The organism is Fontisphaera persica, from assembly GCF_024832785.1.
Classification (GTDB): Bacteria; Verrucomicrobiota; Verrucomicrobiia; order Limisphaerales; family Fontisphaeraceae; genus Fontisphaera; species Fontisphaera persica.
The window spans coordinates 248,798-273,006 of record NZ_CP116615.1 but is presented as its reverse complement, the minus strand read 5'-3'; the positions used below and the strand labels follow the sequence as shown (position 1 = coordinate 273,006).

Annotated in this window: 20 protein-coding genes; 9 read left to right on the top strand and 11 right to left on the bottom strand. The window is 60.6% G+C overall.

Annotated features, from left to right (window positions below; genetic code table 11):
* Window positions 1–5: 5 nt before the first annotated feature.
* The 7 genes from NXS98_RS01195 to NXS98_RS01165 form a co-directional block, all read right to left on the bottom strand.
* The gene (locus NXS98_RS01195; RefSeq protein ID WP_283846630.1) at window positions 6–791 is read right to left on the bottom strand and encodes a phosphate ABC transporter ATP-binding protein; all 786 of its coding nucleotides are present in this window, start codon (window positions 789–791) and stop codon (window positions 6–8) included.
* On the bottom strand, window positions 788–1,555 hold the full coding sequence (locus tag NXS98_RS01190) for a phosphate ABC transporter ATP-binding protein (RefSeq protein WP_283846629.1): 768 nt from the start codon (window positions 1,553–1,555) through the stop codon (window positions 788–790). Before NXS98_RS01190 ends, NXS98_RS01195 begins: the two co-directional genes overlap by 4 nt.
* Window positions 1,556–1,568: 13 nt before the next feature.
* The gene (pstA, locus tag NXS98_RS01185; protein WP_283846628.1) at window positions 1,569–2,522 is read right to left on the bottom strand and encodes a phosphate ABC transporter permease PstA; all 954 of its coding nucleotides are present in this window, start codon (window positions 2,520–2,522) and stop codon (window positions 1,569–1,571) included.
* A 5-nt stretch (window positions 2,523–2,527) separates the two neighbouring features.
* On the bottom strand, window positions 2,528–3,460 hold the full coding sequence (gene pstC / locus NXS98_RS01180) for a phosphate ABC transporter permease subunit PstC (RefSeq protein ID WP_283846627.1): 933 nt from the start codon (window positions 3,458–3,460) through the stop codon (window positions 2,528–2,530).
* Window positions 3,461–3,498: 38 nt separating this feature from the next.
* On the bottom strand, window positions 3,499–4,413 hold the full coding sequence (locus NXS98_RS01175) for a phosphate ABC transporter substrate-binding protein (protein ID WP_283846626.1): 915 nt from the start codon (window positions 4,411–4,413) through the stop codon (window positions 3,499–3,501).
* Window positions 4,414–4,451: 38 nt separating this feature from the next.
* Entirely contained in the window at window positions 4,452–5,576 is a 1,125-nt protein-coding gene (gene phoU / locus NXS98_RS01170) for a phosphate signaling complex protein PhoU (RefSeq protein ID WP_283846625.1), read from the bottom strand.
* A 212-nt stretch (window positions 5,577–5,788) separates the two neighbouring features.
* On the bottom strand, window positions 5,789–6,652 hold the full coding sequence (locus NXS98_RS01165) for a hypothetical protein (protein ID WP_283846624.1): 864 nt from the start codon (window positions 6,650–6,652) through the stop codon (window positions 5,789–5,791).
* A 68-nt stretch (window positions 6,653–6,720) separates the two neighbouring features.
* Here NXS98_RS01165 and NXS98_RS01160 point away from each other — a divergent pair, with 68 nt between their 5' ends.
* Window positions 6,721–9,108 (top strand): heavy metal translocating P-type ATPase, encoded by a 2,388-nt coding sequence (locus NXS98_RS01160; RefSeq protein ID WP_283846623.1) that lies wholly within the window; start codon window positions 6,721–6,723, stop codon window positions 9,106–9,108.
* On the opposite strand, the gene NXS98_RS01155 is transcribed toward NXS98_RS01160, so the two are convergent.
* A complete protein-coding gene (locus tag NXS98_RS01155; RefSeq protein ID WP_283846622.1) occupies window positions 9,056–9,529 on the bottom strand; it encodes a Dps family protein in 474 nt (157 codons plus the stop codon). The genes NXS98_RS01160 and NXS98_RS01155 overlap by 53 nt on opposite strands.
* A 155-nt stretch (window positions 9,530–9,684) precedes the next feature.
* Here NXS98_RS01155 and NXS98_RS01150 point away from each other — a divergent pair, with 155 nt between their 5' ends.
* From NXS98_RS01150 to NXS98_RS01135, 4 genes are all read left to right on the top strand, one after another.
* Window positions 9,685–11,142: a glycosyltransferase family 4 protein gene (locus NXS98_RS01150; protein WP_283846621.1), complete on the top strand. Its 1,458-nt coding sequence runs from the start codon at window positions 9,685–9,687 to the stop codon at window positions 11,140–11,142.
* A gap of 200 nt (window positions 11,143–11,342) precedes the next feature.
* Window positions 11,343–14,876 carry a LamG-like jellyroll fold domain-containing protein gene (locus NXS98_RS01145; protein ID WP_283846620.1) on the top strand — a complete coding sequence of 1,178 codons (3,534 nt, stop codon included), beginning with the start codon at window positions 11,343–11,345 and terminating at the stop codon, window positions 14,874–14,876.
* A 187-nt stretch (window positions 14,877–15,063) separates the two neighbouring features.
* Window positions 15,064–15,549, top strand: a complete 486-nt coding sequence (gene nrdR, locus NXS98_RS01140) for a transcriptional regulator NrdR (RefSeq protein ID WP_283846619.1) — start codon at window positions 15,064–15,066, stop codon at window positions 15,547–15,549.
* A complete protein-coding gene (locus NXS98_RS01135; RefSeq protein WP_283846618.1) occupies window positions 15,515–16,063 on the top strand; it encodes a hypothetical protein in 549 nt (182 codons plus the stop codon). Before nrdR ends, NXS98_RS01135 begins: the two co-directional genes overlap by 35 nt.
* A gap of 24 nt (window positions 16,064–16,087) precedes the next feature.
* On the opposite strand, the gene NXS98_RS01130 is transcribed toward NXS98_RS01135, so the two are convergent.
* From NXS98_RS01130 to NXS98_RS01120, 3 genes are read right to left on the bottom strand one after another with little or no spacing between them, the layout of a single operon-like run.
* Window positions 16,088–16,954 (bottom strand): tetratricopeptide repeat protein, encoded by an 867-nt coding sequence (locus NXS98_RS01130; protein ID WP_283846617.1) that lies wholly within the window; start codon window positions 16,952–16,954, stop codon window positions 16,088–16,090.
* A gap of 23 nt (window positions 16,955–16,977) precedes the next feature.
* Window positions 16,978–17,754 carry an ABC transporter permease gene (locus NXS98_RS01125; RefSeq protein WP_283846616.1) on the bottom strand — a complete coding sequence of 259 codons (777 nt, stop codon included), beginning with the start codon at window positions 17,752–17,754 and terminating at the stop codon, window positions 16,978–16,980.
* Window positions 17,745–18,524, bottom strand: coding sequence for an ABC transporter ATP-binding protein (locus NXS98_RS01120; RefSeq protein WP_283846615.1), 780 nt, complete (start codon window positions 18,522–18,524; stop codon window positions 17,745–17,747). The genes NXS98_RS01125 and NXS98_RS01120 overlap by 10 nt, the downstream gene beginning before the upstream one ends.
* Before the next feature lie 192 nt (window positions 18,525–18,716).
* Here NXS98_RS01120 and frr point away from each other — a divergent pair, with 192 nt between their 5' ends.
* The 4 genes from frr to NXS98_RS01100 all read left to right on the top strand — a co-directional run bounded on the left by frr (window position 18,717) and on the right by NXS98_RS01100 (window position 24,110).
* Window positions 18,717–19,280: a ribosome recycling factor gene (gene frr, locus NXS98_RS01115; protein ID WP_283846614.1), complete on the top strand. Its 564-nt coding sequence runs from the start codon at window positions 18,717–18,719 to the stop codon at window positions 19,278–19,280.
* A 76-nt stretch (window positions 19,281–19,356) separates the two neighbouring features.
* Entirely contained in the window at window positions 19,357–20,871 is a 1,515-nt protein-coding gene (locus NXS98_RS01110; protein WP_283846613.1) for an ASKHA domain-containing protein, read from the top strand.
* Between the two features lie 81 nt (window positions 20,872–20,952).
* Entirely contained in the window at window positions 20,953–23,646 is a 2,694-nt protein-coding gene (locus NXS98_RS01105; RefSeq protein ID WP_283846612.1) for an excinuclease ABC subunit UvrA, read from the top strand.
* Window positions 23,643–24,110, top strand: a complete 468-nt coding sequence (locus NXS98_RS01100; protein WP_283846611.1) for a Uma2 family endonuclease — start codon at window positions 23,643–23,645, stop codon at window positions 24,108–24,110. The genes NXS98_RS01105 and NXS98_RS01100 overlap by 4 nt, the downstream gene beginning before the upstream one ends.
* Window positions 24,111–24,209 lie beyond the last annotated feature (99 nt).

Below are 24,209 nucleotides of genomic sequence, written 5' to 3'. Positions count from 1 at the left end.
GTAAATCAACCGTACCGGCCTTCAATGTACTCGGCGGTCTTGGGATTTTTGGGATTGAGGAACACCTGCTCCGTGCGGCCATGCTCCACCAATTCGCCCATGAGCATGAAGATGCACTCGTCGCTGGCACGGCGGGCCTGCATCATGTTGTGGGTCACAATGACAATGGTGTACCGCCCGCGCAGGGTGAACATCAATTCCTCAATCGCCCGGGTCCCCTCCACGTCCAGCGCCGAGCACGGCTCGTCCATCAGAATAATTTCCGGTTTGAGGGGCAGCAGGCGGGCAATGCAAAGCTTCTGTTGCTGCTCCAATTGCAGACTGGTGGCTTTGTGGTCCAGGCGGTCTTTGAGGTCCTTCCATAGCCCCACCTCCGTCAACGCCTTTTCCACGGCCTCGTCCAGCAGCGAGCGGGTCAGTTGCTCCACGGGGAGATGAATACGCAGACCGAAGACCACATTTTCATACACGCTGATGGGCAGCGGATTGGGCCGCTGAAACACCATGCCCACTGACTTGCGCAGCTCCACCAGCGACACATCGGGATCGTAAATGTTCTTGCCCAGCACCTTAATCTCGCCCGTGGTGGTCACATACCCATACCGTTCATTGACCCGGTTGAAGCAGCGCAACAAGGTGGTCTTGCCGCAGCCGGACGGGCCAATCAACGAGGTGATGATGCCATGCTTGATGTCCACGTTGACGTTAATCAATGCCTGAAACTTGGCGTACCACAAATTCAGGTTGCGCGTGGTGATGCTGTAGGGGCTGCTGGTAACCTCGGCGCTCATCCAAAAACTCCGTTGATATAGTCGTAGGTTTTGCGATTGGCCGGCCGGTCCGAAAAGATGACCTCATTACGGTCCAGCTCGACGATTTCACCATTCCACAAGAACATGGTGCGGTCGGCCAGCCGCCGGGCCTGCTGGGTCAGGTTGGTGACCAGGATGATGGTGATTTCCTTGCGCAATTCCTTGAGCACCTCCTCGATGCGCATGGTGGTCACCGGGTCAATCGCGATGGAAAATTCGTCCAGGCACAAAATTTCCGGCTGGTGCGACAACGCGCGGGCAATGGTCAGCCGCTGCTGCTGGCCGCCGGAAAGCTTGGTGCCCAGGCTGTCCAACCGGTCCTTCACCTCATCCCACAACGCCGCCTGACGCAGGCATTTTTCCACCATGGCATCCAGCTCGGATTTATTGGTCAAGCCGGCGCAGCGCGGGGCAAAAGCCACATTATCATAGATGCTCAGCGGCAGCCCCACCGGCAGGGGGGCCACCATGCCAATCTTGCGCCGCAGCGCGTAAATGTCGCGCACCTTGCGCACATCCTCCCCATCCACCTTGATGGTGCCGCTCACATGCGCGCTGGCCACGAAATCAATGGTGCGGTTGAGGCAGCGCAGCAACGAGGTTTTGCCCGATTGCGCGGGGCCGATGATGCCCAGGATTTCCCGCTCGTAAATATCGAAGGAGATGCCGTGAATGACCTCCTTCTTGCCGTAGGACAGCCGGAGGTCCTGTACTTCGACACGTTGGGTTCGAGACTCGCTCACAAGTTCCAGAGGGTTACCATTTTTTCCGCGAACGCAAATAGACCCGCAGGACAATGGCGGTGGCGTTGACCAGCAACACCGCTCCCAGCAACACCACCGCAGTGGCGAATTGCATGGACTCCTTCACGTCCGGCACCTGCGTGGACAAGGTGTACAGGTGCATGGACAGCGCCATGCACTGCTCGTTGAGGTAATAGGGAAACAAGGTGCCCCGCTCCACTGCCTTGTAGAAGGCCACCCCCGTGAACATGATGGGCGCCGTCTCGCCTGCCGCGCGGCTGACCTGCAAAATCACGCCGGTCAAAATGCCGCTAATCGAGTTGGGCAGCACAATGGACTTGATTGTCTGCCAGCGGGTGGCGCCCACGTTCCAGCAGGCCTCGCGAAACGCCATGGGCACCGACGCCAGCGCCTCGCGGGTGCTGGCAATAATCACCGGCAGCGTCATGATGGCCAGCGTCAGCGACGCCGCCATGATGGAAAGCCCCATCTGCGCCGCGTACACAAAAGCGCCCAGCCCAAAAAGCGCATGCACAATGCTCGGCACCCCGGCCAGATTGATGACCGCCAGGTTGATGATGCGGTTGAACCAGTTGTCTTTCGCGTACTCATTCAGGTAAATGGCCGCCATGATGCCGATGGGCGCCGATACCGCCAGCGAGATGATGACCAGATAAATCGTGCCCACCAGCGCTGACCAGATGCCGCCCTCGGTCATCCCTGCCCGCGGCACATCCAACAAAAACTCCAGGCTCAACGACGGCCAGGCCCGCTCCACCAGGTACCCAATAATCAGCAGCAGGGGCAGAATCATGCCCACCGACATGGCGCCAAAAATGACCTTGGCAATCTTCTGCCTGCGCAGCTTCTCCCGCACCAGGGGTGTCTCGGTGAAAAGTTGGTCCACCGCCAATGGCGCGGGCGCCGCTTTTGCATCCGATTTGAGATTGGCAGTTGTGTCAGCCATGCCCATCAGCCTTTCTTGCGAATGCCGCGCACGACCAGGTCCGCGGCCAGGTTGACGACGAAAGTAATGCTGAACAGCAACACCCCGGTAAGAAACAGCACCCGGTAGTGCGGCGACCCGGCCGGCGCCTCGCCCAGTTCCGCCGCAATGTTGGCGGTCAGCGTGCGCACCGAATCCAGGATGCTGGTGGGAATATGCACCGCGTGCCCCGTCGCCATGAGCACCGCCATGGTCTCGCCCACCGCCCGGCCTACGCCCAGCAGCACCGCTGCCAACAACCCGTTTTTGGCGGCCGGAATCAGCACCCGATACACCAGTTGCCACTGCGTCGCCCCCAGCGCCAAACCCGCCTCACGGTAACTGTCTGGCACCGCCTTCAGCGCGTCCTCACCAATGGAAACAATAATGGGCACACTCATCAGCGCCAGAATGATGGCCCCGTTGAGCATGTTGACCCCCACCGGCGCCCCGGTCAGTTTCATGATGATTTTGCTCATCACCGTCAGGCCAATGAATCCCCAGACCACGCTGGGAATCGCCGCCAGCAGTTCAATGATAATCTTGAGCGCCTCCCTCGTTTTAGGCCCGCAGAACTCGCTGACAAAAATCGCCCCGCCCAGTCCAAACGGCACCGCGATGACCATCGCCAGAATGGTCACACTGAAGGTTCCCACCGTCAGCGCAAGCGTGCCGTAACGCACATTCACCGCCGAGGTGGGATACCATTCCGTGCTGAACAAGAACTCGGTCAGGCTGAAGTCTTTGCTGACCAGGATGGGCGCCGCCTCCCGGAATACAAAGAAAAAGATGGCCAGCACGAAAATGATGGCGCTGACCCCCGCCACGCGGATGACCCATTCCAGCGCTTTCTCACCATAAATGGCCCACGCGGGACGAGTCGGACGCCGCTGAGCCGTTGCACGGGCTGATGCTTCCATGAGGTGTGAGGGCTTTGCGGGCCAAGCTGGCCTGAGCCTTAAGGTTTCTTATGCCATTTATCCTTGGGGATGGGCACATAGCCCGTCTTTTGCACCAGGGTCTGTCCTGGCTCACTCAGAATCCACTCGATATAATCTTTCACCGCGCCCGTAGGCTCGCCCAAGGTGTATAAATGCAGGGCACGGGCAATCGGATAGGTGCGGTTCATCGTCGTTTCCACCGTCGGCGGCACCCCGTCCACCTTGAGCATTTTCACCTTGTCGGTGGCATACCCCATGCCGCTGTAACCAATGGCCGTCGGTGTATTGCCCACCAGCTCCACCACCTCCTTCGAGCCATTCATATCCCGGGACCCCAGTTTGAAATCTTTGTTTTTAAGAACGTGCTCGCGGAAAAACTCGTACGTGCCCGAGCTGGACTGGCGGCTCACCCGCACGATGTCATCGCCGCCGCCCGGCAGGGTCACTCCCAATTGCGACCACTTGGTAATCTTCCCCCCCTCCATGTAAATCTGCGCCAGTTGCTCGGTGGTGATGTTGTCCAGGGGATTGTTGCGATGCACAAAAATCGCCAGCGCATCATAGCCCACGGTAAACTCCTTGGGCTCCTTGCCGGTGTTCTTCTTCATTTGTTCAACTTCCGACGGTTTGATGTCCCGGCTGGAATTGGCGATGTCCACCGTCCCCCTGATGAGCGCGGCAAGGCCCACCCCCGAACCACCGCCCCCGACTTCCACCTTCACCTCAGGATGGGCTTTGCTGTATGCCTCCGCCCAGGCTTGGGCCAGATTCACCATCGTATCCGAGCCACGGTTTTGAATAATGGTGGCGCGCCCGCCGCCGCTCCCGCTGCCCCCCGAACCCGACGGTTTGCAACCCGTGCCCCAGAACGCAGCTACAGCCACGCCCAGCAATGCACTCACCACGCCTGCTTTGAGGTTGATATATTTCATACGCAATCTTTTCTATTGAATCATTTGGTTATTGTGGTTCACACCGGTTTCGCTTCCGTCCCGGAAGAAATCTCATGGCCCAGGATGGCCTGCATCAAATCGCGCACGTGCACATCCACATATTGATAGGCCGCTTCGTAGGCCGCCCGCACCTCCGCTTCTGACCCTGCGGCTTTGGCCGGGTTGTCCAACAACCACTCAAACACCACCACCTTGGCCGGCAAACGGCTCAATGCCGCCCGGGCTTGCGGGGTAAAAGTCACCACCACCTGGTAGTATTCGAGATTCGGCACATGCGCCAAGGACACCGGCGTCTGGCGCACGATGGGCAGGTTTTTCTCGGCAAAAAAGCGCGCGGTCGCTTCGGAAATGGGCTGCGGATTCAACCCGGCGCTGGAAAATAGGAATTTATCCTGCCGCAAGGCCATCCCTACCCCTTCCGCCATGCGGCTCAGGCAGGCATTGTCCTCATCCACGAATAGCACCCGGAAAATTTCGCTGGTCTTATGCTTGGCGTACTCGCCGGTCACCATGTAAATGACTTCTTCGCAGATATTTTTGCTTTGGTCCGATACCCGTTCGTAACGCCGCACAATGGTGCTCAGCGGATGCAGCGCCTCCAGTGGAATGCGCTTGTCGGAAAGCCACCGGTTGATTTCCTGAATCAATTGATCACGCAAGGCATTGACGCTGGCTTCGGCCTCCAGCGTTTTGCGGGCCAATTCCACGTTTTGGTCCAGAAACGCCGCCACTGCGTCGTGCACCATGGGAATGGCCAGATTGGCAATCTCCGCCAGGCGCGGCATCACAAAATCCAGTTTTAACGGCGCCAGTTTGAGCATCTGCCGGGCAATGCTCTCGGCATAATCCCCAATCCGCTCCAGCTCCTGATTAATTTTGATGGTCACATAGGCAAACCGCAAATGGCCGGCTGCCGGCTGTTGGCGCACCAGAAATTCCAGACACAGCCGGTCCACTTCCCGCTCCAGATCATCCACGGATTGGTCGCGAAGGATGACAAGGTATGCCAGTTGACGGTTGTTCTCCTGCAGGGCCTTCAAACCATCCCGCAGGGCTTGTTCCACCAGACCGGCCATCTGGTTGACCTTGCCACGGATACGTTCAATATCCCGTTGCAAGGTCTCTTCATAATGACTTGGCATAGACACGAGGGTTGATTTACGTGATGAATGTTACAGTGCAACGTCGGAATGGAAACATAAATGTAACATTACCCCTCTGGCAAGAATCTTGCCGCGTTTCTCCAAAGCACGGGGTGGCCGAATAAATCATTAGGTATGCCGGCGCCTCAATAAGGCCCCCCCCATTACCAACATATTATTCCCACCGCCAACGCCCCAGGCCACGGAAACGCCTATGGTTTCTTGCTCTCTTTCGGACGGCTGAAGGCGCGCTCCGAAAATAGAAAAATGTGGCGAGTTTCCGCGGTAACAATCCATCCTGCAGGAGTGTAACAAATGCCTTCTATATGCCGATCTTTGAATCGCGCCACAGCGGGAGGTTTTCCAATGGCATTGACAGGACGCCCTTGCACCTCAAAGAGGTAAACCCCATTCTTGGCGGCCACGCCCAGGTATCGTCCATCGGGGGAAATATCAGCGCCGGTCACCGGTGACGTAATGGACATAGCGCCAAGCCGTTCCAATACCACCGGTTTGTCCGCCGGTTGGAGGGGAAACCGATACAACTCAGCCGCCGCATCATTAAAAACCTTGGAAATGACGTAGCCATAACCTTCATGGATGAAAAGGCTTTCGCAGTCAAAAGGCGCCCCCGGAAAACGCAGCCGCCACGAGCGAATTACCTGGAGCGGGTATTCTGGTTTCGCCAAATCTGGTTCAGGAATTTGATGCACCGCCAACTCCACGCGCTGCGCCTCATTGTTACCTATGTCCGCCACATATAAATGTCCGCGGTAATCCGTTGCCAAATCTTCCCAGTCCACCAGTGCAACCCCCTCAATTACATATTGCCGTCCATCCCGACCGTCCCGCCCCACCAGGTACAACACCGGGCGATGCCCGTCGCTGTGCATCCAAAACAGGTTGGTCCGCCCGCGCACCGCCGCCACGCCCGAGCACTCGCGCAACCCAATCGGATCAATCACGCCCACCTGCCAAATCCCTTTGGCTACTTCCTTATCTGCACTCCACCCTGCCGCGGCCAGCAAAAGCAGGCAGCCCAGTATTCCCCCGGCCACGTTTCGACGGGTTGCCATGTGTGCTATCATTTGCATAAACTTGCCTGCTCAACTTAACACAGCAGGCAGGAAAATTCGACATTTTTATGTCCGAAAACTCAACCGCGGCAGCCGAAATCCCTCATGCCACGCATTTTGTGGTGGAAGGGATGACCTGCCAGAATTGCGCCCGCAAAGTCCAGCAGGCGGCCCAGAGCGTGGCCGGCGTGGCCTCGGTTTCCACGCAAGTGGACACTGGACGGCTCACCGTGCGCTGGCAAACCGATACCGCGCCCAATGCTCAGGCGGTAATCTTGGCCGTGCGCCAGGCCGGCTACGGCATCCAAGAAGCTGCGCCACCCCGGGCCGGAGAGGCTTCCGCCTCCGCTTCCGCCACGGGCCGCATGGGCGGTTCACCATTCTGGGCGGGCTGGGGCCTGAATGTGGGGTTGGGCGGCATGGTCACCCTCGTCCTGCTGCTGGGAGAGTGGGCCACCCATTGGAGCATGGAACGATGGTTTTTATGGCTTTCCCTGGCCCTGGCCACACCTGTGCAATTCGTATGTGGCGCACGGTTTTACCAGGCGGCTTGGCGGCAGTTGAAAGCCTGGCAGGCCAATATGGATTTGTTGGTCGCCCTTGGTTCCTCAGCGGCGTATGGCTTTAGCGTGTGGGGGCTTGTGACCAATTATCCCGGGCATCTTTATTTCCTGGAGGCTTCCGCCATTATTACCTTGATCAGCGTTGGCCACTGGCTCGAAGCCCGCACTTCCGCCAAAGCCGCCTCCGCGTTGCAAACCCTCATGACCCTGGCGCCGCCCACCGCCCGCGTGCAACGCCAGCTCTCCGAAGTGGAAGTGCCCATCGGCCAGTTGCGGCCGGGCGATACAGTGGTGCTGCGCCCCGGCGACCGTGTGCCCGCCGACGGCCAGGTATCTTTCGGCGAAAGCACCGTGGACGAATCCATGCTGACCGGCGAACCCCTGCCGGTTCCCAAGCAGCGCGGGGACAGCGTGTATGCCGGCACCGTCAACCAAAGCGGACGCCTCCTTGTCCGGGTGCAGGCCACGGGGGAGCAAACGGCCCTCGCGCACATCATTGCCGCCGTCGAACGCGCCCAAAGCAGCCGGGCGGAGATTCAACGGCTGGGTGACCGCGTCAGCAGCATCTTTGTGCCCGTGGTGGTGCTAGTGGCCATCTTGACCGGCCTGTGGTGGGGCTTGAACTACGAGTCCGCCAGCGCAACCAGCCGGCAACTGGCTCATTTCCTCTGGCCCGCCATGGTACCCGCCACCGCTCTGGCCGCGGCCATCATTCAGGCGGTTGCCGTGCTCATTGTCGCCTGTCCCTGCGCCATGGGTCTGGCCACTCCCACCGCCATCATGGCTGCCGCCAATGTCGCTGCCCGCAAGGGCATCCTAATCCGTGACGGCCAGGCCCTGGAAAAATCCGGACGCATTACCATGGTCTTGTTTGACAAGACCGGCACGCTCACCCGCGGGCAAGTGACCTGCGCGGAGGTGTTGGAACTGGCCGGCAACCCGGCGGACCTGCCGCCCGTGAAAATTTTGGCCGCAGCCCTGGCCCGCCCCTCGGCCCATCCCCTGAGCCAAACCCTTGCCCGGCTGGCCCCAACGGAACTGCCCACGCTAAGCCAATGGCAGGAGCATCGCGGCAAGGGCGTTCAAGCAGTTTGGGAATCTGCTCCCGGCCGTGGCAATGGCGTGCTCCGCCTGGGTTCCCTCTCCTGGCTCGAAGAAGCAGGGGTGGATTTGTCCCCCGCCGCCCATTTCACCAGGGAATGGGGCCAGCGCGCCGCCACCGTGGTGGGATTAAGCCTGGAGCGGCGCCTGCTCGGAGTTTTCGCGCTTCAGGATTCCTTGAAGCCCGCCGCCGCGGAAATCGTGGCGCAACTCCAACAACACGGCAAAAAAGTGGGCATGATCACCGGCGATCACCCTCACACCGCCCATGCCATTGCCCGCACGGCTGGCATTGCAGAGGAACACGTGTTCGCGGGCGTCCGGCCTGAACAAAAAGCTGAAGTGCTCCGCCAGTTGCAAAGCCGGGGAGAAAAGGTGGCCTTTGTGGGCGACGGCATCAACGACGCCCCCGCCCTGAAACAGGCCGACCTGGGCATCGCCGTCAGTCGCGCCAGTGACGTGGCCCGTGAAGCTGCGGACATTCTGCTGCTGCAATCCGACCTGGCGGCCGTCCCCGCCGCGCTGGGTCTGGCGCAACAAGCCCTGCGCGTCATCAAACAAAATCTATTTTGGGCTTTCTTTTACAATGCCGCCGCCATTCCGCTGGCGGCCATGGGCTTTTTAAGTCCCGTCCTTTGCGCGGCCACCATGGGATTGAGCGATTTAATCGTGATTGGCAACTCTCTGCGCCTCTATCGCTGGCAGCCGCCCATTCCCGTTCACCACAACTCGCCGGACATCAGCTCTTCAGAAAACTCTGCAACATCCAGACCGTTTTCTGGTGCAGCGTGATGCGCTGAATCATCAAATCCTGGCTCTCCATGTCATTGGCTTCCCCCGCCAGGTCCCGGGCTTTCTCGGCATCGGCAATCAGTTTCTGATTCGCCTGCAATAACCGGCGCACGTATTCCTCCTGCGCAAGCGGCGCGGCAAATTCCTCCATGCCGGCAGCCTTGGCAAACGCCGTCAACCCGCTCATGGCATAGGCGCCCAGAGCGCGAATGCGCTCGGCAATTTCGTCAATCGCCGCAAACAATTCCTCGTACTGCGTCTGAAAGGCGGTGTGCAGCGCAAAAAAACCCGGCCCTTCCACATTCCAATGCGCCGCGTGGGTGAGAGCCATGAGCGCATACGAATCTGCCAATACTTGATTGAGACTTGCTGCGAGGGCTTCGCGGGGCGCGGCGTTTTTATTCGCAACATTTCTTTTCATAATCTTTCCTTTTTTATTCAATTGTGCTCATACTGCCACGGCTGCCGGCGAGGGTCAAACGCCTCTAGGGCAGTCCGTAAAATACCGATAAGCAGATTGACTTGGGCGCCTCAGCAGCGGTAACAAAGACCTGTTGGGTGGTAGCGGCGAGGTGCATGGGAAATTATAAGACATATGCGGTGCTCGTGGCCTTGTCTTGTGGACTGGCCTTGGTGTTGACTCCCCTCATTCGGCGGCTGGCTCTCCGGGCCAATGTGTTGGACCACCCCGGCACGCGCAAAATCCATCACCGCCCCATCCCCTTGCTGGGGGGTCTGGCCATCGCGCTGGCCATGTGGCTGCCCATCACCGCCTTGTGGCTGTACGACAACCGCGTGGCCGCCTTCTTGCGGGCACGGGAGGGCATGGTGCTGCAAATCCTCCTCAGCGGGCTGGCCATGTTGCTGCTGGGGGTTTATGACGATTTGCGAGGCCTCAATGCCCGCAAGAAATTAATGGCGCAATTGCCCGTGGCGCTGGTCCTGGTCATCTCAGGCGTGGGCTTTGAATCCATTACCATCCCCTCTCTAGGCAGCGTGCCGCTCGGCTGGGCGGGACCTGTCCTCACCCTGCTTTGGCTTGTGGGCATCACCAACGCCATTAATTTGGTGGACGGCATTGATGGCCTGGCCTCCGGGGTGGCGTTCTTTGCCGCCACCACCATCGCCGTCATATCCATTTACAATGACAACGTGGTGGGCGCAGTCATCATGACCGCCCTGGCGGGCGCCTGTCTGGGATTCCTGCCCTACAACTTCAATCCTGCCCGCATTTTTCTCGGAGACACTGGCAGCCTGTTTTTAGGCATGACCCTCGCCGTCAGTTCCTTGCTGACATCTCAAAAAGGCACGCTGGCCGCCTCCTTGCTTATTCCAGTGCTGGTCTTGGGATTCCCTGTCATTGACACCCTCCTGGCCATGGTGCGGCGGGCGGTGCGCGGCAAATCCATGTTTAGTGGCGATGCCGGCCATATCCACCACCGCCTGCTGGCCCGCGGCTTGAGCCACCGCCAGGCCTCTTTAATCATTTACGCCTTTTGCCTCTTGTGCGGTTTGGTGGCGCTGGTGACCGTCATGGAAAATAGTATGGGCATGGCCTTTGGATTTGCCGCCCTTTTTGTGGTGCTGTTTGCCGGATTGCGCGCCCTCGGCTATTGGAAGGCCCTGAGCCAGTTGGGCAAGTCGCCCGAGCGCCTGCAATTCAAGTTTCTCTACCATGTGGCGGAACTGGCCAAATGCAAATTGGCGCTGGCCAACGATGTGCAACAAATCCCGCAAATCCTGCAAATGGTCTGCCAGGAATACCAAAAGCCCGGCTTCAAAATCTCCTGGCCGGCCAATGGCCATCACGCCGCCGCCGAACACCTCTGGTTGCAACCCGAAATCTCCACCGTCAAAGACTTGCCCGTGGAAACCCATGAATTTAGCGACACCGGCATGCGCTTGGATTTCTATCTGCACCACCGCGATGACCAGGACGAGCTGCATCTGGAAAAACGCAATCTCTTAAGCTCGCTGGCCGAGGCCGCCAATCAACGCCTGGCCGCGCTGTTGAAATCACTCCCGCCCTCGTGATTCCACAGTGGTCAGAAACTACCCCCTGCTTGGTCTAAATCTCTCAATTTTGGCCAAAGCTTGTCCTGGAGCGTATTTGACGTGACTTCAACTGCCTCTCCTGCCCTCGCCGCAAGCCAGGTTTTTATCGTCATTCAAGCGGGAAACTGTCATTTTAAGCCCGTATGCAAGCCACAGTTTTTTTTCGGCTAATTGGAGCGATGTTTCTGGCCGTCCTGGCGGCCCAAGCCGCCGAAACACCATCCAGCCTCAACGCCTGGCGCAAGTTTGCGGAAAGCTACCTCCAACACCCCGAAATCGAACGTTGCTATTTGTTTGACCACCTCAGCCCTCAAACCGACCAAATCCCGGATGCTCGCGGCGGCGCGCCGCTGCGGTTTCAAGCTGCGCCCGTGACCGGGAAACCCGCCGAAACCCTGCAAATCATCCAAGGCCGATGGCCGGGCAAAACCGCCGTGCGTCTGGATGCCGGGGCTTTGGTGGGACCAGCATTGAATCCCACCCACCGCGCCTTCACGGTGGCCGGATGGTTTCGCAAAAACGGCCCGGGTGCCCACCGCGGCAACAATCAATCGCCCAATGGCGCGGTCCTGGGCGTGGGCGACGGTTATTGGGCAGGCTGGCGGGTATGGTCCGCTTATCCGCAAAAATATGTCACCTTTGAAATTGGGCGTCCGCAACCCTCCAACGCCAAGGGCTTGTCCGGCGGTCTCTGGCCCGATGGAGTATGGGTGCATCTGGCCGCCACATGGGACGGCCAGGAGATGCGTTTGTATCTAAATGGAGACTGTGTAGCCGCCACTCCCTATAACGGCAACTACACACCCGCCGCCGGCAACGCCTTCCGCATCGGTTATTTGAACGCGGGTGTCGGTTCCCTTTTGTTGGATGTGGATGAATGCCTCCTCTATCGCAAGGCTCTATCCCCCACCGAAATCCTGGCCCTGGCGTGGTGGTCCTATGCCCTGCCAGGAAATGCGGCACAACACCTGGAAGCCGCGCGGCTGGCGCTGGCCAGTAATGATTTCCCGTCTGCCAGTCTCGCCTTGAGCCGGCTCCCCGCGCAGCCCTCCCCTCTGGCCGCCCTTGGCAACGTGCGCCGGGCGGAGCTGTTGCGTCTGCAACGGCAGCCTGGCGACGCCGCCCACCTCCTGCTGCAAACCGCCCAAACCGCGCCCCCGCCGCTCGCCGCCACCGCTGACGAGTTGTTGCGCCGTCTGCTCATGGACTCCGGCGGAGCACCGGTTCCTGCCGCTGTCGCCGAGCGCGTGTTAAAGCTAACGGACTTGAGTGACAAGGAGCGGCTGACAGCGCAACGGGTTTTGGCCCAAGCCTATCGCGAGGCTGGCCAGTGGGCTGATGCCGTTCAAAATTATGAAGCCCTGACCAAGGCCGCCGCAGCCAGTCCCCGCGAGCGCCTGGAAGCGCGCATGGCGCTGGTGCACACGCATTTTGAAGCGCGCAACTTTAATGCTGCACGCGCGGAGTGCCAGCGCCTCCTGGCCGACGCCGAAACCCCAGCCTTGTTCAAAGGTCTGGCGCAAATGCGCCTGGCCCAATCGTTTGAACGAGAAAAGCAATTCGCCCGGGCACAAGAGGAATACCGCAAACTCGAAACCATGCCCGACCTCCCTCCCCATTGGCTGGAGGAAGCCCGCCGCGCCATCACGGAAATCAGCCGCCTCCAGCGCGGTCTGCCCGCCATGGATATGGAAGCCACACACATGCAGCTTCCCGAGCTGCCCAAGCCGGGCCTGACCTTCCATGTCGCGCCTCAGGGCAACGATGCTCATCCCGGCACCGCCGCCCAACCTTTTGCCACCCTCCAGCGCGCTCGCGACGCCATTCGTGCCCTCAAAGCCCGTGACGCGCTGCCCCCTGGTGGGGTCACGGTACTCGTCCAGGGCGGCGAGTACTTGATGCGCGAACCTTTCCGTCTGGAGGCTGGAGACTCTGGCGCGCCGGGACGCCCCATTGTTTACCGCGCGGCCCCCAATCAAAAACCCCGCTTCATCGGCAGTCAGAGGTTGGGCGGCTTTTCACCAGTCACCGATGCTGGTGTCATGGCACGCCTGCCGGAGACCGCCCGTCTCCACGTCATGCAATGCGATTTGCGCGCCCAAGGCATCACTAATTTTGGCTCTGTGACCGCCACAGGGAGGCGGGCGGACCTGTATTTTAATGGCACACGCCTTTCGCTGGCTCGCTGGCCTAATACGAATTGGGTACAGGTGGGCCAACTACTTGGCGGCACCAATGCCGCCATGAATATCCACGCCCGCCGCGGCAGCCGTGAAGGACGCTTCACCTTTAATTATGACCGGCCGGCGCGGTGGCAGCAGGAGCCGGAAATCTGGCTGCATGGCTATTGGTTTTGGGATTGGGCCGAGGATTACCAGCGCGTGGCCACGCTGGATGTGCCAAACCGCAGTTTTACCCTGGCGCCCCCCGCCGCCAGTTATGGCTACCACGAGGGCCAGCCCTATTATGCCCTGAATCTCTTGTCGGAAATTGACCAGCCGGGAGAATGGTACCTGGACCGCACCACCGGATGCCTCTATCTCTGGCCCCCCGGCCCGCTCGCCGGCACGCGCATCACGCTGTCCATGCTGGATGGCCCCATGGTCACGCTCGCCCAGGTGGCAGAGGTGGCGCTGGTGGGCCTGCAATTTGAGGAAGGCCGGGGCGACGGCCTGCTCCTGACCGGCTGCACCAATGTCAGTTTGCTGGGATGCACCGTGGCTCGTTTTGGCGAAAATGGCGTGGTCATCAACGGTGGCAACCAGTGTACCCTGTTCGGCTGCGACATCTTCACTCTGGGCCGCAACGGCACCATCGTCCGCGGAGGTGAGCGTCGCACCTTGCAATCCTCCGGCCATTGGGTGGAAAACTGCCACATCTACGAAATGTCCCGCTTCAAACCCACCTACACCCCGGCCATTCTGGCCGAAGGCGTGGGCATTCGTATCCGGCACAACCGAATGCATACCTGCCCTAGCAGCGCCATGCGCATCGAAGGCAATGACCACCTCATCGAATACAATGAAATCTTCAATGTCGTGCGCGAATCCGACGACCAGGGCGGCGCGGATATGTGGGGCAATCCCACCTACCGCGGCGTGGTCTATCGCTTCAATTTCTGGCATGACATCGGCAACCAGCGGGAGGTCGGCCAGGCCGGCATTCGCCTGGATGATGCCATCTGCGGCGTGCTCGTCTATGGCAACGTTTTCTTCCGCTGCGCCGAAGGCTTGTTCGGCGGCGTGCAAATCCACGGCGGCAAGGACAACATTGTGGATTACAATCTCTTTGTGGACTGCCAGGGCGCAGTGAGCTTTTCCTCCTGGGGCGCCCGCCGATGGAAGGAATTTCTCTCCACCCCGGAAACCCGGCGCAAGACCACCCAGGAGGTTGACTTGCAATCTCCCCCCTACTCCACCCGTTATCCCGGCGTGGCGGACCTGGAAAGCCACGCCGACCGCAATTTCATCTGGCGCAACGCTGTCATCCAATGCCGCCAATTCCTGATGCGCAGCCCGGCTGTCACCGAGCTGCTCGACAACTACATCAGCGCCCACGCCAAAGACCTCGGTTTTGCCAATGCGCCAAAGGGCGATTTCAGGCTTCCAGACAACTCCGTCCTATATGACCGCGTCGTTTGGCGGCCATTGCCCGTGAGCGCCATGGGCTTGTACCCCCATCCCCTGCGCGCCTCACCACCCCCCAGCCGATAACTTTGCCTGGCTTCGGCAATGAAGGTAATACCCTGTGTCCCATCAGATTTTGAGGCCCCCCTGAAAATCAACGCTGAGCCCCGCCAAGGTGCATGTTTACAATTGAGGATTGACACCGCTACGGATTGTGGCTTTATTGGCGACATGGCACTACCTGTGGGGTCGGGATTGAGATAGCGGATGACGTATGCGTTGCCCCAAATGCGGCGGACAGGATGATAAGGTTATTGATTCGCGCAGCTCGCGCGAAGGTGCCACCATTCGCCGTCGGCGGGAATGTCTGAAATGTGGCCATCGTTTCACCACCTACGAGGAGATTGAACACACCCATTTAATGGTGGTTAAGCGGGATGGGCGCCGTGAGGCACTCAACCGCGACAAGTTAATGGCCGGCATCCAGAAGGCTTTTGAAAAACGGCCCATCAGCAACGAGCAGCTTCATGACATCGGCAGCCGCGTCCTCGACCAGATTACTGCGGAGTACGAATCTGAAGTGCCCTCCACCGCCATTGGCGAAATGGTGATGAATTTGTTGCGCGAAGTGGATGAAGTGGCGTATGTTCGTTATGCCAGCGTGTATCGCCGCTTCCAGGAAGCCACGGATTTTGTGCAGGCCGTAAAGAAATTGGAGATTAAACATGATACAGCTACACTCCGATTGCCTGGTGTTTGAGGGCCACGGCGAAGGCCAGCCTGCGCACGTGGAAAAGCTGGCGGCGGAAATCTTGGGCGATGTGTTTGGCCCCGGCACCAAGGAGCTGGTCAGACAGGCCACGGCAGCGGTGCTGCACTATTTCAAACACGAGCAAGGCCGTGAAACCGTAACCCTCGGCGAGTTCATTCAAGCGCTGGAGCATGCCTTGAAGGCCTTTGGTCTCCATTGGAATCACAAGGGACAACTCCACCTGCGCGCCGCCGACATGGATTTATTTCACCTTGCCACTGCCGTCTCGGGCGGCTGTGAGCTGATGTTCTTCCCCTCCCTCCACGATGAATTGCGCCGCCAGTTGCGCAAATCCCCTCGTCTGCTCCGCCTGCGTGGCCTGCGCGACTGCGTCAAACATCTTCGCGGCACACGGCGCTGGACCACCGAGTGCGAGCAGTTAAGCGACCAGATTGTGGAGTTTCTCCGCCGGCGGCTGGCTGACGAGCGGCCCTGCGAGGTATGGGCCATGGTCATTAGTTAGGCCTCTGCCCGACGGCAATGGCGCTCACGGCTTCAGCTTTTGCGCGGGCGAAGCGCCTGAAGGGGAAGACAACCGGTCCAGCCATTGTTGGATGGATTCCGGAAAAGGCGAAACGGACTTCAAACGGCGCAAATAAATCACGGCCTGGGCATTTCGTCCGGCCTCCTCCTCCAATTTGGCCAGGTTGGCAAGGATTTGATTCAGCAAAAAAAGATTAGGCTCGGCTTTGGAGGCTTCCCGTTCCTCCCAGCGGCGCAAGGCCGCCTCCCACAGGTTGCGGGCCTTGGCCAAGTCCTGGTTGGCTTCCCGGTGAATTTGGCCCAGCTCGAAAAGGATTTGGGGGTCCCCCGGCAAATGCCGCAGACCCTCCCGTAAAAACTGCTCGGCTTCCTTGACCTTGCCCATGCGCCGCAGCCAATATGCCGTGGAGGCATACGTCACGGGATTCTCCGGGTCCAAGGTCGCCGCCAGCCGCAGCCAGGGTAAAATCTCGCGCTCTTCACCGTGCCCATGGTCATGGCGATGCTCGCTGTCCTCCCCAAGATGAATGTGCTCCGAGGGATAAAAATGCCGGCCAAAGCGGTCTAACCAGTTGCGCGGACGCCCCAGAAAATCATGCTCGTCGCCCTCATTTTTACTCTCGGCGTGGCCGGCATCCTCCACAAAGTGCGCGGTCTGGTAGGCATTCTGATTGTCAAAAACAGAGGGATAATAGCCGCCGTGAAAATAGGCATCGGCCTTAATGAAAAAGTGATTGGCCAGCAGCCGGCGCGTTTCCCCCAGAAAAACCGCCGTCAAACTGTCCCGTCCCCGCGGCGCCAGCATGTCTGGCCATCCCATGCGCCCCAGACTGACCGCCAGAGTCAGGACACCCGCCGCCAGTGTGGCCATAAGGAACGCGGGACGCGCCATAATCATTGCATGCGTTTGCGCTGAAACAGCCAGCAGCTCAGACCATAGCATAGGGCCATATAACCCAGCCCATACAACGTGGCCAATCCCACCGCCCACCATTTCACCGGCGGCCAGTGATGAATCAACAGCTCCCGCAGGTCAAAAAACTCCAGATGGGGCAACGCATAATACGCGGCCAGCAGCAACGATTGCAGTGGCTCGGCAGCACTCAGGGCCAGTTTGTCCAAATACCGCCCCACGCCCAACAGCCCCACCACCACGACCAGGCAGATGGTGGCATTGGACGACGGCGCGGCAAACACCAGCGACCCGGCCAGCGCCATGCCAATCACCACCCCCAGCATAATCCAATGCAACCACGCCGCTTGAACCAACAACGGCAGCCCCAGCCCGTGCTGTTTGGAATAGGTCAACAACATCAGGAAGGCATAGAACACCACCAGGCACAATCCGCAGGCCACCCAGGCGCCCAGCAATTTGCCCGCCAGCACCTGCGCCCGCGATACCGGTTTGGCCAGCAGCGAAAGGATGGTGCGCTGTTCAAACTCGCTCGGTATCTGCCGGGCGGTGGTGGTGATTGCAATCACCAGGCTGGAAATCATGACCAGCAGATAATTCAGCTCCACCACATACCGCGCAATCTGGCGGTCATCAAAGATATTGACCGACCCCGCCAGCAAAGTGAGCACGGCCGCCAGGGTGAAAAGCACGTAAAAATCCTTGCGCCGGATCAATTCCAAAATCACCACCCGCGCCATGGCCCAAATTACCCGCATACCGCTCCCTCCTTTCCCCCGTTGCAGCCCACCAAATGCAGAAAAACCTGCTCCAGATTCATCTGGTACTGCCCCAGCAAATCCTTGACCGCCCCCACCGCCCGCAAGCGGCCCTGATGCAAAATGGCCACCCGATCGCAAATGAGTTCCACCTCTCCCAACTCATGGGAGGAAAACAACACGGTCTTACCCTCGTTTTTAAGTCGCTGAATGATATCGCGCACCTTCATGCGCCCCAGCGGGTCCAGGCCGCTGGTGGGTTCATCGAGGATCAATAAATCGGGATCATTGATGAGGGCCTGGGCCAGCCCAACCCGTTGCTGCATGCCCTTGGAGTAAGTGCGAATCAGCCGCTTGCGCACCGGCTCCAGCTCCACCAGCTTCAACAGTTCGTCAATCCGCCGCCCGGCAAGGTCGCGAGGCAGTTGGAATAAATCGGCGTAAAATCGCAACAGCTCCTCCGCCGTCAAAAACTTATAGTAATAAGTCAGCTCGGGCAGGTAACCCAGCCGCTGCCGGGCAATGGGCTGGCGCACATCCCTGCCCAAGAGGCGGGCCGAGCCCGCGGTGGGCGGCAAAAACCCCAGCAACACTTGCATGGTGGTGGTTTTTCCGGCGCCGTTGGGGCCTAAAAAACCAAACACTTCGCCCTGTCGCACTTGTAGATTCAATCCATCCACGGCGCGCACCGGTGGCCCGTTCCGCTCGCGTGCCGGATACTCGACCACCAGATTCTCCACTTCAATCACCGTCTGGCTCGGTGTGGTCATAAATCCCCTTAGCAGCCCGTCATCTTGAGTTATCAACCACCTGCGCCAATGTAATGATTGAACTTCCCTTCGTCAACGCACCAGCCCCAACCCCATACTGCTGGCGCCCCGGACCCCCGGCGGCCGCTCTGCCAGCCAGAACCAGCACTTGCCAGCAGGCCGGCTCTTTGCTACTTGTAACCCTCACAACCTATGGCACTCGACGACATCCTGTTGGAAGCGGAAGAAAAAATGATGAAGACCGAGGAGGTTTTGCAACGCGAGTTTGCCGGCCTGCGCACCGGCAAAGCCTCCCCGGCCCTGGTGGAAAACATCACCGCAGAAGTCTATGGCGGCTCGCAGATGCGCATCCGCGAGCTGGCCGGCATCACCTCGCCCGAGCCACGTATGCTGGTGATTCAACCGTGGGACGCCAGCACCACCTCGGCCATTGAAAAGGCCATTCAAAAAGCCAACATCGGCCTCAACCCCGTCGTGCAGGGCAAGGTCATCCGCCTCGTCTTCCCCGAACTCAGCGAGGAGCGGCGCAAGGAGCTGGTCAAGGTGGCGCACAAGATGGCCGAAGATTCCCGCATTGCCATCCGCCACATCCGCCGCGACGCCCTGGAGCACATCAAAAAAGAATCCAAGCAAGGCGGAGTCAGCGAAGAAGATGTGGAGCATGCGGAAAAAGACCTCCAGAAGCTGCACGACACCTACATTCAAAAAATTGACCAGCACCTCGTCCACAAAGAAAAGGAAATCATGACGGTCTGAGGCCCATGGCGGCCGGCCGCTGCCTGCTCTGCGGGAGCGGCGGAAAGCCTGCCTGTGCCTCTGCCCGTCCCGCCCCATGAAGGTCCATTTTCCAGTCGAGCTGCTGCCATGGGGGCGGACGGTGGACGTGGAAGCCGGCACCGCGCTGGCCGATGTCCTGTTTCCCCTGGGTGTGGAATTCCCATGCGGCGGGCGTGGCAAATGTCGCGGTTGCCGGGTCAAACTCCTCCACGGCGCCCTTGACCCCACCCCTGAAGAGCAACGCCTCCTCTCCGCCGCCGCGCTGGCCGAGGGCTGGCGGCTGAGCTGCCGCCACCAGGTCCATGGCCCGCTCAAACTCGAGCTGGCGCAGTGGGAAACCGCCATCCTCCAGGATGAATCGCCTTTTCACTTCGTGCCGCAGGAAGGGCTGGGCATCGCGGTGGATGTCGGCACCACCACCCTCGCCGCGCAATTGGTGGACCTGGAGACCGGCAACGTCCTGGCCGTGCGCACTTCCCTCAATCCGCAAGCCCGGCATGGCGCCGACATTATGAGCCGTGTGGAATACGCGCTGGCGCCAGAAGGTGCCCAGACGCTGACACGCCTCATCCGCGAGCACCTCGGCGGCATGGTGACGGATTTGCTGGGCGAGGCCGGCGCTCCGCCCGAGCGTCTGCGCCGCATTGCGCTGGTGGGCAATACGGTGATGCACCATCTCTTCGGTGGGTTGAACCTTGCCCCTCTGGCCCAATTTCCCTTTGAACCTGCCACTGACGGCACACTGGTTTTTAACCCGTCCTGCCTTGGCTGGAACTTGCCGGACTCCGTGGAGGTGGCTTTTCTTCCATGCCTGGGTGGTTTTGTCGGCAGCGATATTCTGGCCGGCTTGCTGGCCACCGGCCTCCCGCAACAAGAAAAGCTCTCGCTCTTGGTGGATTTGGGCACCAATGGCGAAATGGTCCTGGGGAATACCCAGGGTTTTGTTTGCGCCTCCACCGCCGCCGGACCGGCCTTTGAAGGCGCGCGCATCACTTGCGGCATGCGCGCGGCAGCCGGCGCCATCTCCGCGGTAACCGCCAGCCGGGGCGCGTTGGAATGCCACACGCTGGGCGGACTGCCCCCGCGCGGGATATGTGGCAGCGGTCTGGTGGACGCCGTGGCCGCAGCCCTGGACTTGAAGTGGATTGCGCCCTCCGGCCGGTTAACTTGTGGCACCACCCTGCCCCTCACCCCTTCCCTGCACTTGTCGCAACAGGACGTGCGCGAATTGCAATTGGCCAAGGGCGCCATTGCTGCCGGCATCCATTTATTGCTCGGGCAGGCGGGCGCGGAACTCTCCAGCCTGCACCGCATCTGGCTGGCCGGCGCCTTTGGCAACTACATCAGCCGCGCGAGCGCCCGTCGCATCGGACTGCTGCCCTTCCCACCGGAAAAAGTGATTCCTGCCGGCAACACCGCGCTGCGCGGAGCCAAGCTGGCGTTGTTTGACTGGAAAAGTGTGCTGGCCGGCTACCCCACCCTGCGCCACCTGGGCCGGCATGTTTCGCTCCATGAATGCCCGGGCTTCGCAGACATCTATGGTGAAGCCATGATTTTTCCCGCCGCGTGAGCACCTGCCAGCCACGTTCCTCTGCCCGGACTTCTGGCAGTTGGACGTTGAGAATCCTGAAAATGGTGATACTGATAGGGTGTGCGATGGCAAAGTGACATGGATAGCGGCGAGGCCATCTGGATTCAGGGCGCGCGCGAGCATAATCTCAAAAACATCTCGCTGGCCATTCCCCGCGGCAAATTGGTGGTCATCACGGGCGTGAGCGGCTCCGGCAAGAGCACGCTGGCCTTCGATTTGTTGTTTGCCGAGGGACAGCGCCGGTTTCTGGACTCCATGAACACTTACGCCCGGCAATTCGTGGAGCAGTTGAGCCGGCCGGAGGTGGATTTAATTGCCGGCCTGCCCCCCACCGTGAGCATCGAACAACGCAACAGCCGGGGCGGCGGCAAAAGCACGGTGGCCACCGTCACCGAGATTCAACATTTTTTGCGCCTGTTGTTTGCACGGCTGGGGGTCATTTTCTGCCCCGACTGCCAGGTGCCTGTCCGCCGGCAAACGCCGCAGGAAGTCTGCGCCCAAGTGCTCAGGAACGCCCAAAAATGCGGCCCCTTGCTGGTGCTGGCCCCCCTGGTGCGGCATCGCAAGGGTTTTCACGCGGACATTGGCCGATGGGCCTATCGTCATGGTTACGCCCAGTTGCGCGTGGACGGCCGGCTCATGGAAGTCACGCCCCACCTGCGCCTGGACCGCTACCGCGAGCACACCATCGAGGCCGCCATGGGCACGGTGCGAGCACCCAAAACTGGCGGCAGGCTTGACTCTGCCCCGACGGAGCCAAACCCAATCATTCTACAAGCGCTGGAGCTGGGCCGGGGCACCGTGATGACCCTGGACGCCAAAGAACGCCTGGTGGTGTATTCCACCGAGCGCTGCTGCACCCGCTGCCAGCGCTCTTTCGAGGCGCTGGACCCCAAGCATTTCAGCTACAACTCCCCCGTCGGCTGGTGCCCCCAATGCCGCGGTTTTGGCGAAATTTTTGACATGCCCGACGTGGACCGCGGCGCCCGCGCCGACGCCATCGAAGAATCCTGGTTTGAATGGATGGAAGGGCGGCGCGAGCTTTGCCCCCAGTGCCACGGCGCCCGGCTCAACCCCGTGGCCCGCGCGGTGCGACTGCCCGCGCATCCGCAAGCCACCGACCGCGAGCTGGCCAAGGCGCCCACCCTCGAAACCTTCGGCCGCATGACCATCGCCGAGGCGCAGGATTACTTTGACCACCTGGAATTTCGCGGTGACGCCGCCCGCATCGCGCGCGACATCCTCCCGGAAATCCGGGAGCGCCTCCGCTTCCTGCACGAGGTGGGCCTGGGGTATCTGGAACTGGGTCGCGGCGTGCCCACCCTCTCGGGCGGCGAGGCGCAGCGCATCCGGTTGGCGGCGCAACTGGGTTCCAACCTCACCGGCGTGTTGTATGTGCTGGATGAGCCAACCATTGGCCTGCATCCGCGGGACAATGACCGCCTGCTGCGGGTCCTGGAGCGGCTCAAGGCGCGCGGCAATTCGGTCATCGTGGTGGAGCACGACGACGCCACCATGCGCCATGCGGATTATATCGTGGACCTTGGCCCCGGCGCCGGCATTCACGGCGGCCAGGTGGTGGCCACCGGCACGCTGCCGGAGCTCTTGCAGCACCCCTCCTCGCTGACCGGCCACTGCCTGCGCCATCCCGTGGCGCATCCCAGCCGCGGCCAGCGGCGCCCCGTGCAATTCCGCAAGGGCCACTATTTCACCTTGAAAGGGGCCCGGCGGCACAACCTCCGCCATTTGACCGTCCGTTTTCCCTGGCAGCGGCTCGTGGTCATCACCGGCATCAGCGGCTCCGGCAAAAGCACGCTCATCCGCGACTGTCTCCTGCCGGCGTTGCAAGCCGCCTTGAAACAACGCCAGCCGCCCAAGGACTGCGGCCGCATCACCACCGGTCTGGCGCTGGTGCGGGCAGTCCACGAGGTGGACCAATCCCCCATCGGCCGCACCCCGCGCTCAACGCCCGCCACCTATGTGGGTTTTCTGGATGACATTCGCGCCCTCTTTGCCCAAACGCCCGAGGCCCGCATGCGCGGCTATGGGCCCGGCCGCTTCAGCTTTAACAGCCCCCAGGGACGCTGCCCTGAATGCGAAGGCGCGGGCGTCATCAAACTGGAAATGAGTTTCATGCCGCCCGCCCTGGTCAAATGCAGCCGTTGCCAGGGGCTGCGCTTCAACGCCGAAACCCTGGAAGTCACCTACGGCGGGAAGAACATCGCCCAAGTGCTGGACCTGAGCGTGGCCGAAGCCCTCGAGTTCTTTGCGGCCGTGCCACGCGTGCGCCGTGCCCTGGAGGCATTGCATGACACCGGCCTGGACTACCTCAAGCTCGGCCAAACCAGCCCCACCCTGAGCGGGGGCGAGGCTCAGCGTGTCAAACTGGTGACCCATCTGCTCGGCGGCTTGACGACCGCCAAAGAAAACCGCGCGCCCCGGAAAAAGGCCGCCCAAGGAGACGTGTTCATCCTCGAGGAGCCCACCATCGGCCTGCACATGGCCGACGTGCAGCGGCTGGTGGACGTGCTGCACCGGCTGGTGGATGCCGGGCACACAGTGATTGTCATCGAGCACAACCTGGACTTGATTGCCGAGGCCGACTGGGTCATTGACCTGGGGCCGGAGGGCGGCGCGGGAGGCGGACGCCTCGTCGTGGAAGGCACGCCGGAAACCGTCGCCGCCTGCCCCACCTCTCACACCGGCCAGTACCTCCGCGCGACCCTGAAACAGGCCACCGCCCTGCATCCATGAACTATTATGAAGAAGTGGTGGACGGCGAAACCCTCTTGCGGTATCCGCCGGGGCCTCGCCACGAATTGATTTGTGAACGGCTTCATGCCCTCGTGGCCGATGCGCTGGTGGGCGTCACCACCAGCCGGCTGCTGGAGGTGCGTGCGCCCATCGAACTGCGCCCCGGCACCATTGTGCGGCCGGACATCACCCTTATCGCTACCGCCACTGGCAAGGCCTGGCTGATTGCGGAAGTGGTGGATTCGGAAGACCATCGCGCGGATACGGTGGTGAAGAAAAGCCTTTACGAAGAAACCCGCCTGCCTCGTTTGTGGATGGTGGACCCCCGCTACGACAACGTGGAAGTGTATCACGGCAGCCCCTACGGCATGGCCCTGCGGGGCATCCTGGCCGGACGCGAACGCCTGACTGAAGCCTTGCTGCCCAAACTGGGCGTGACCATTCGCGATTTGTTTGCGGATTAAGCCACGCCAGTCACGGCCCCTCACCCCTCATTGCCGCCCGCCCCACCGGGAAATGCTTGCCGTAACGGCAGGGCGTCTTTTACCTTTCCCGCATTAAAT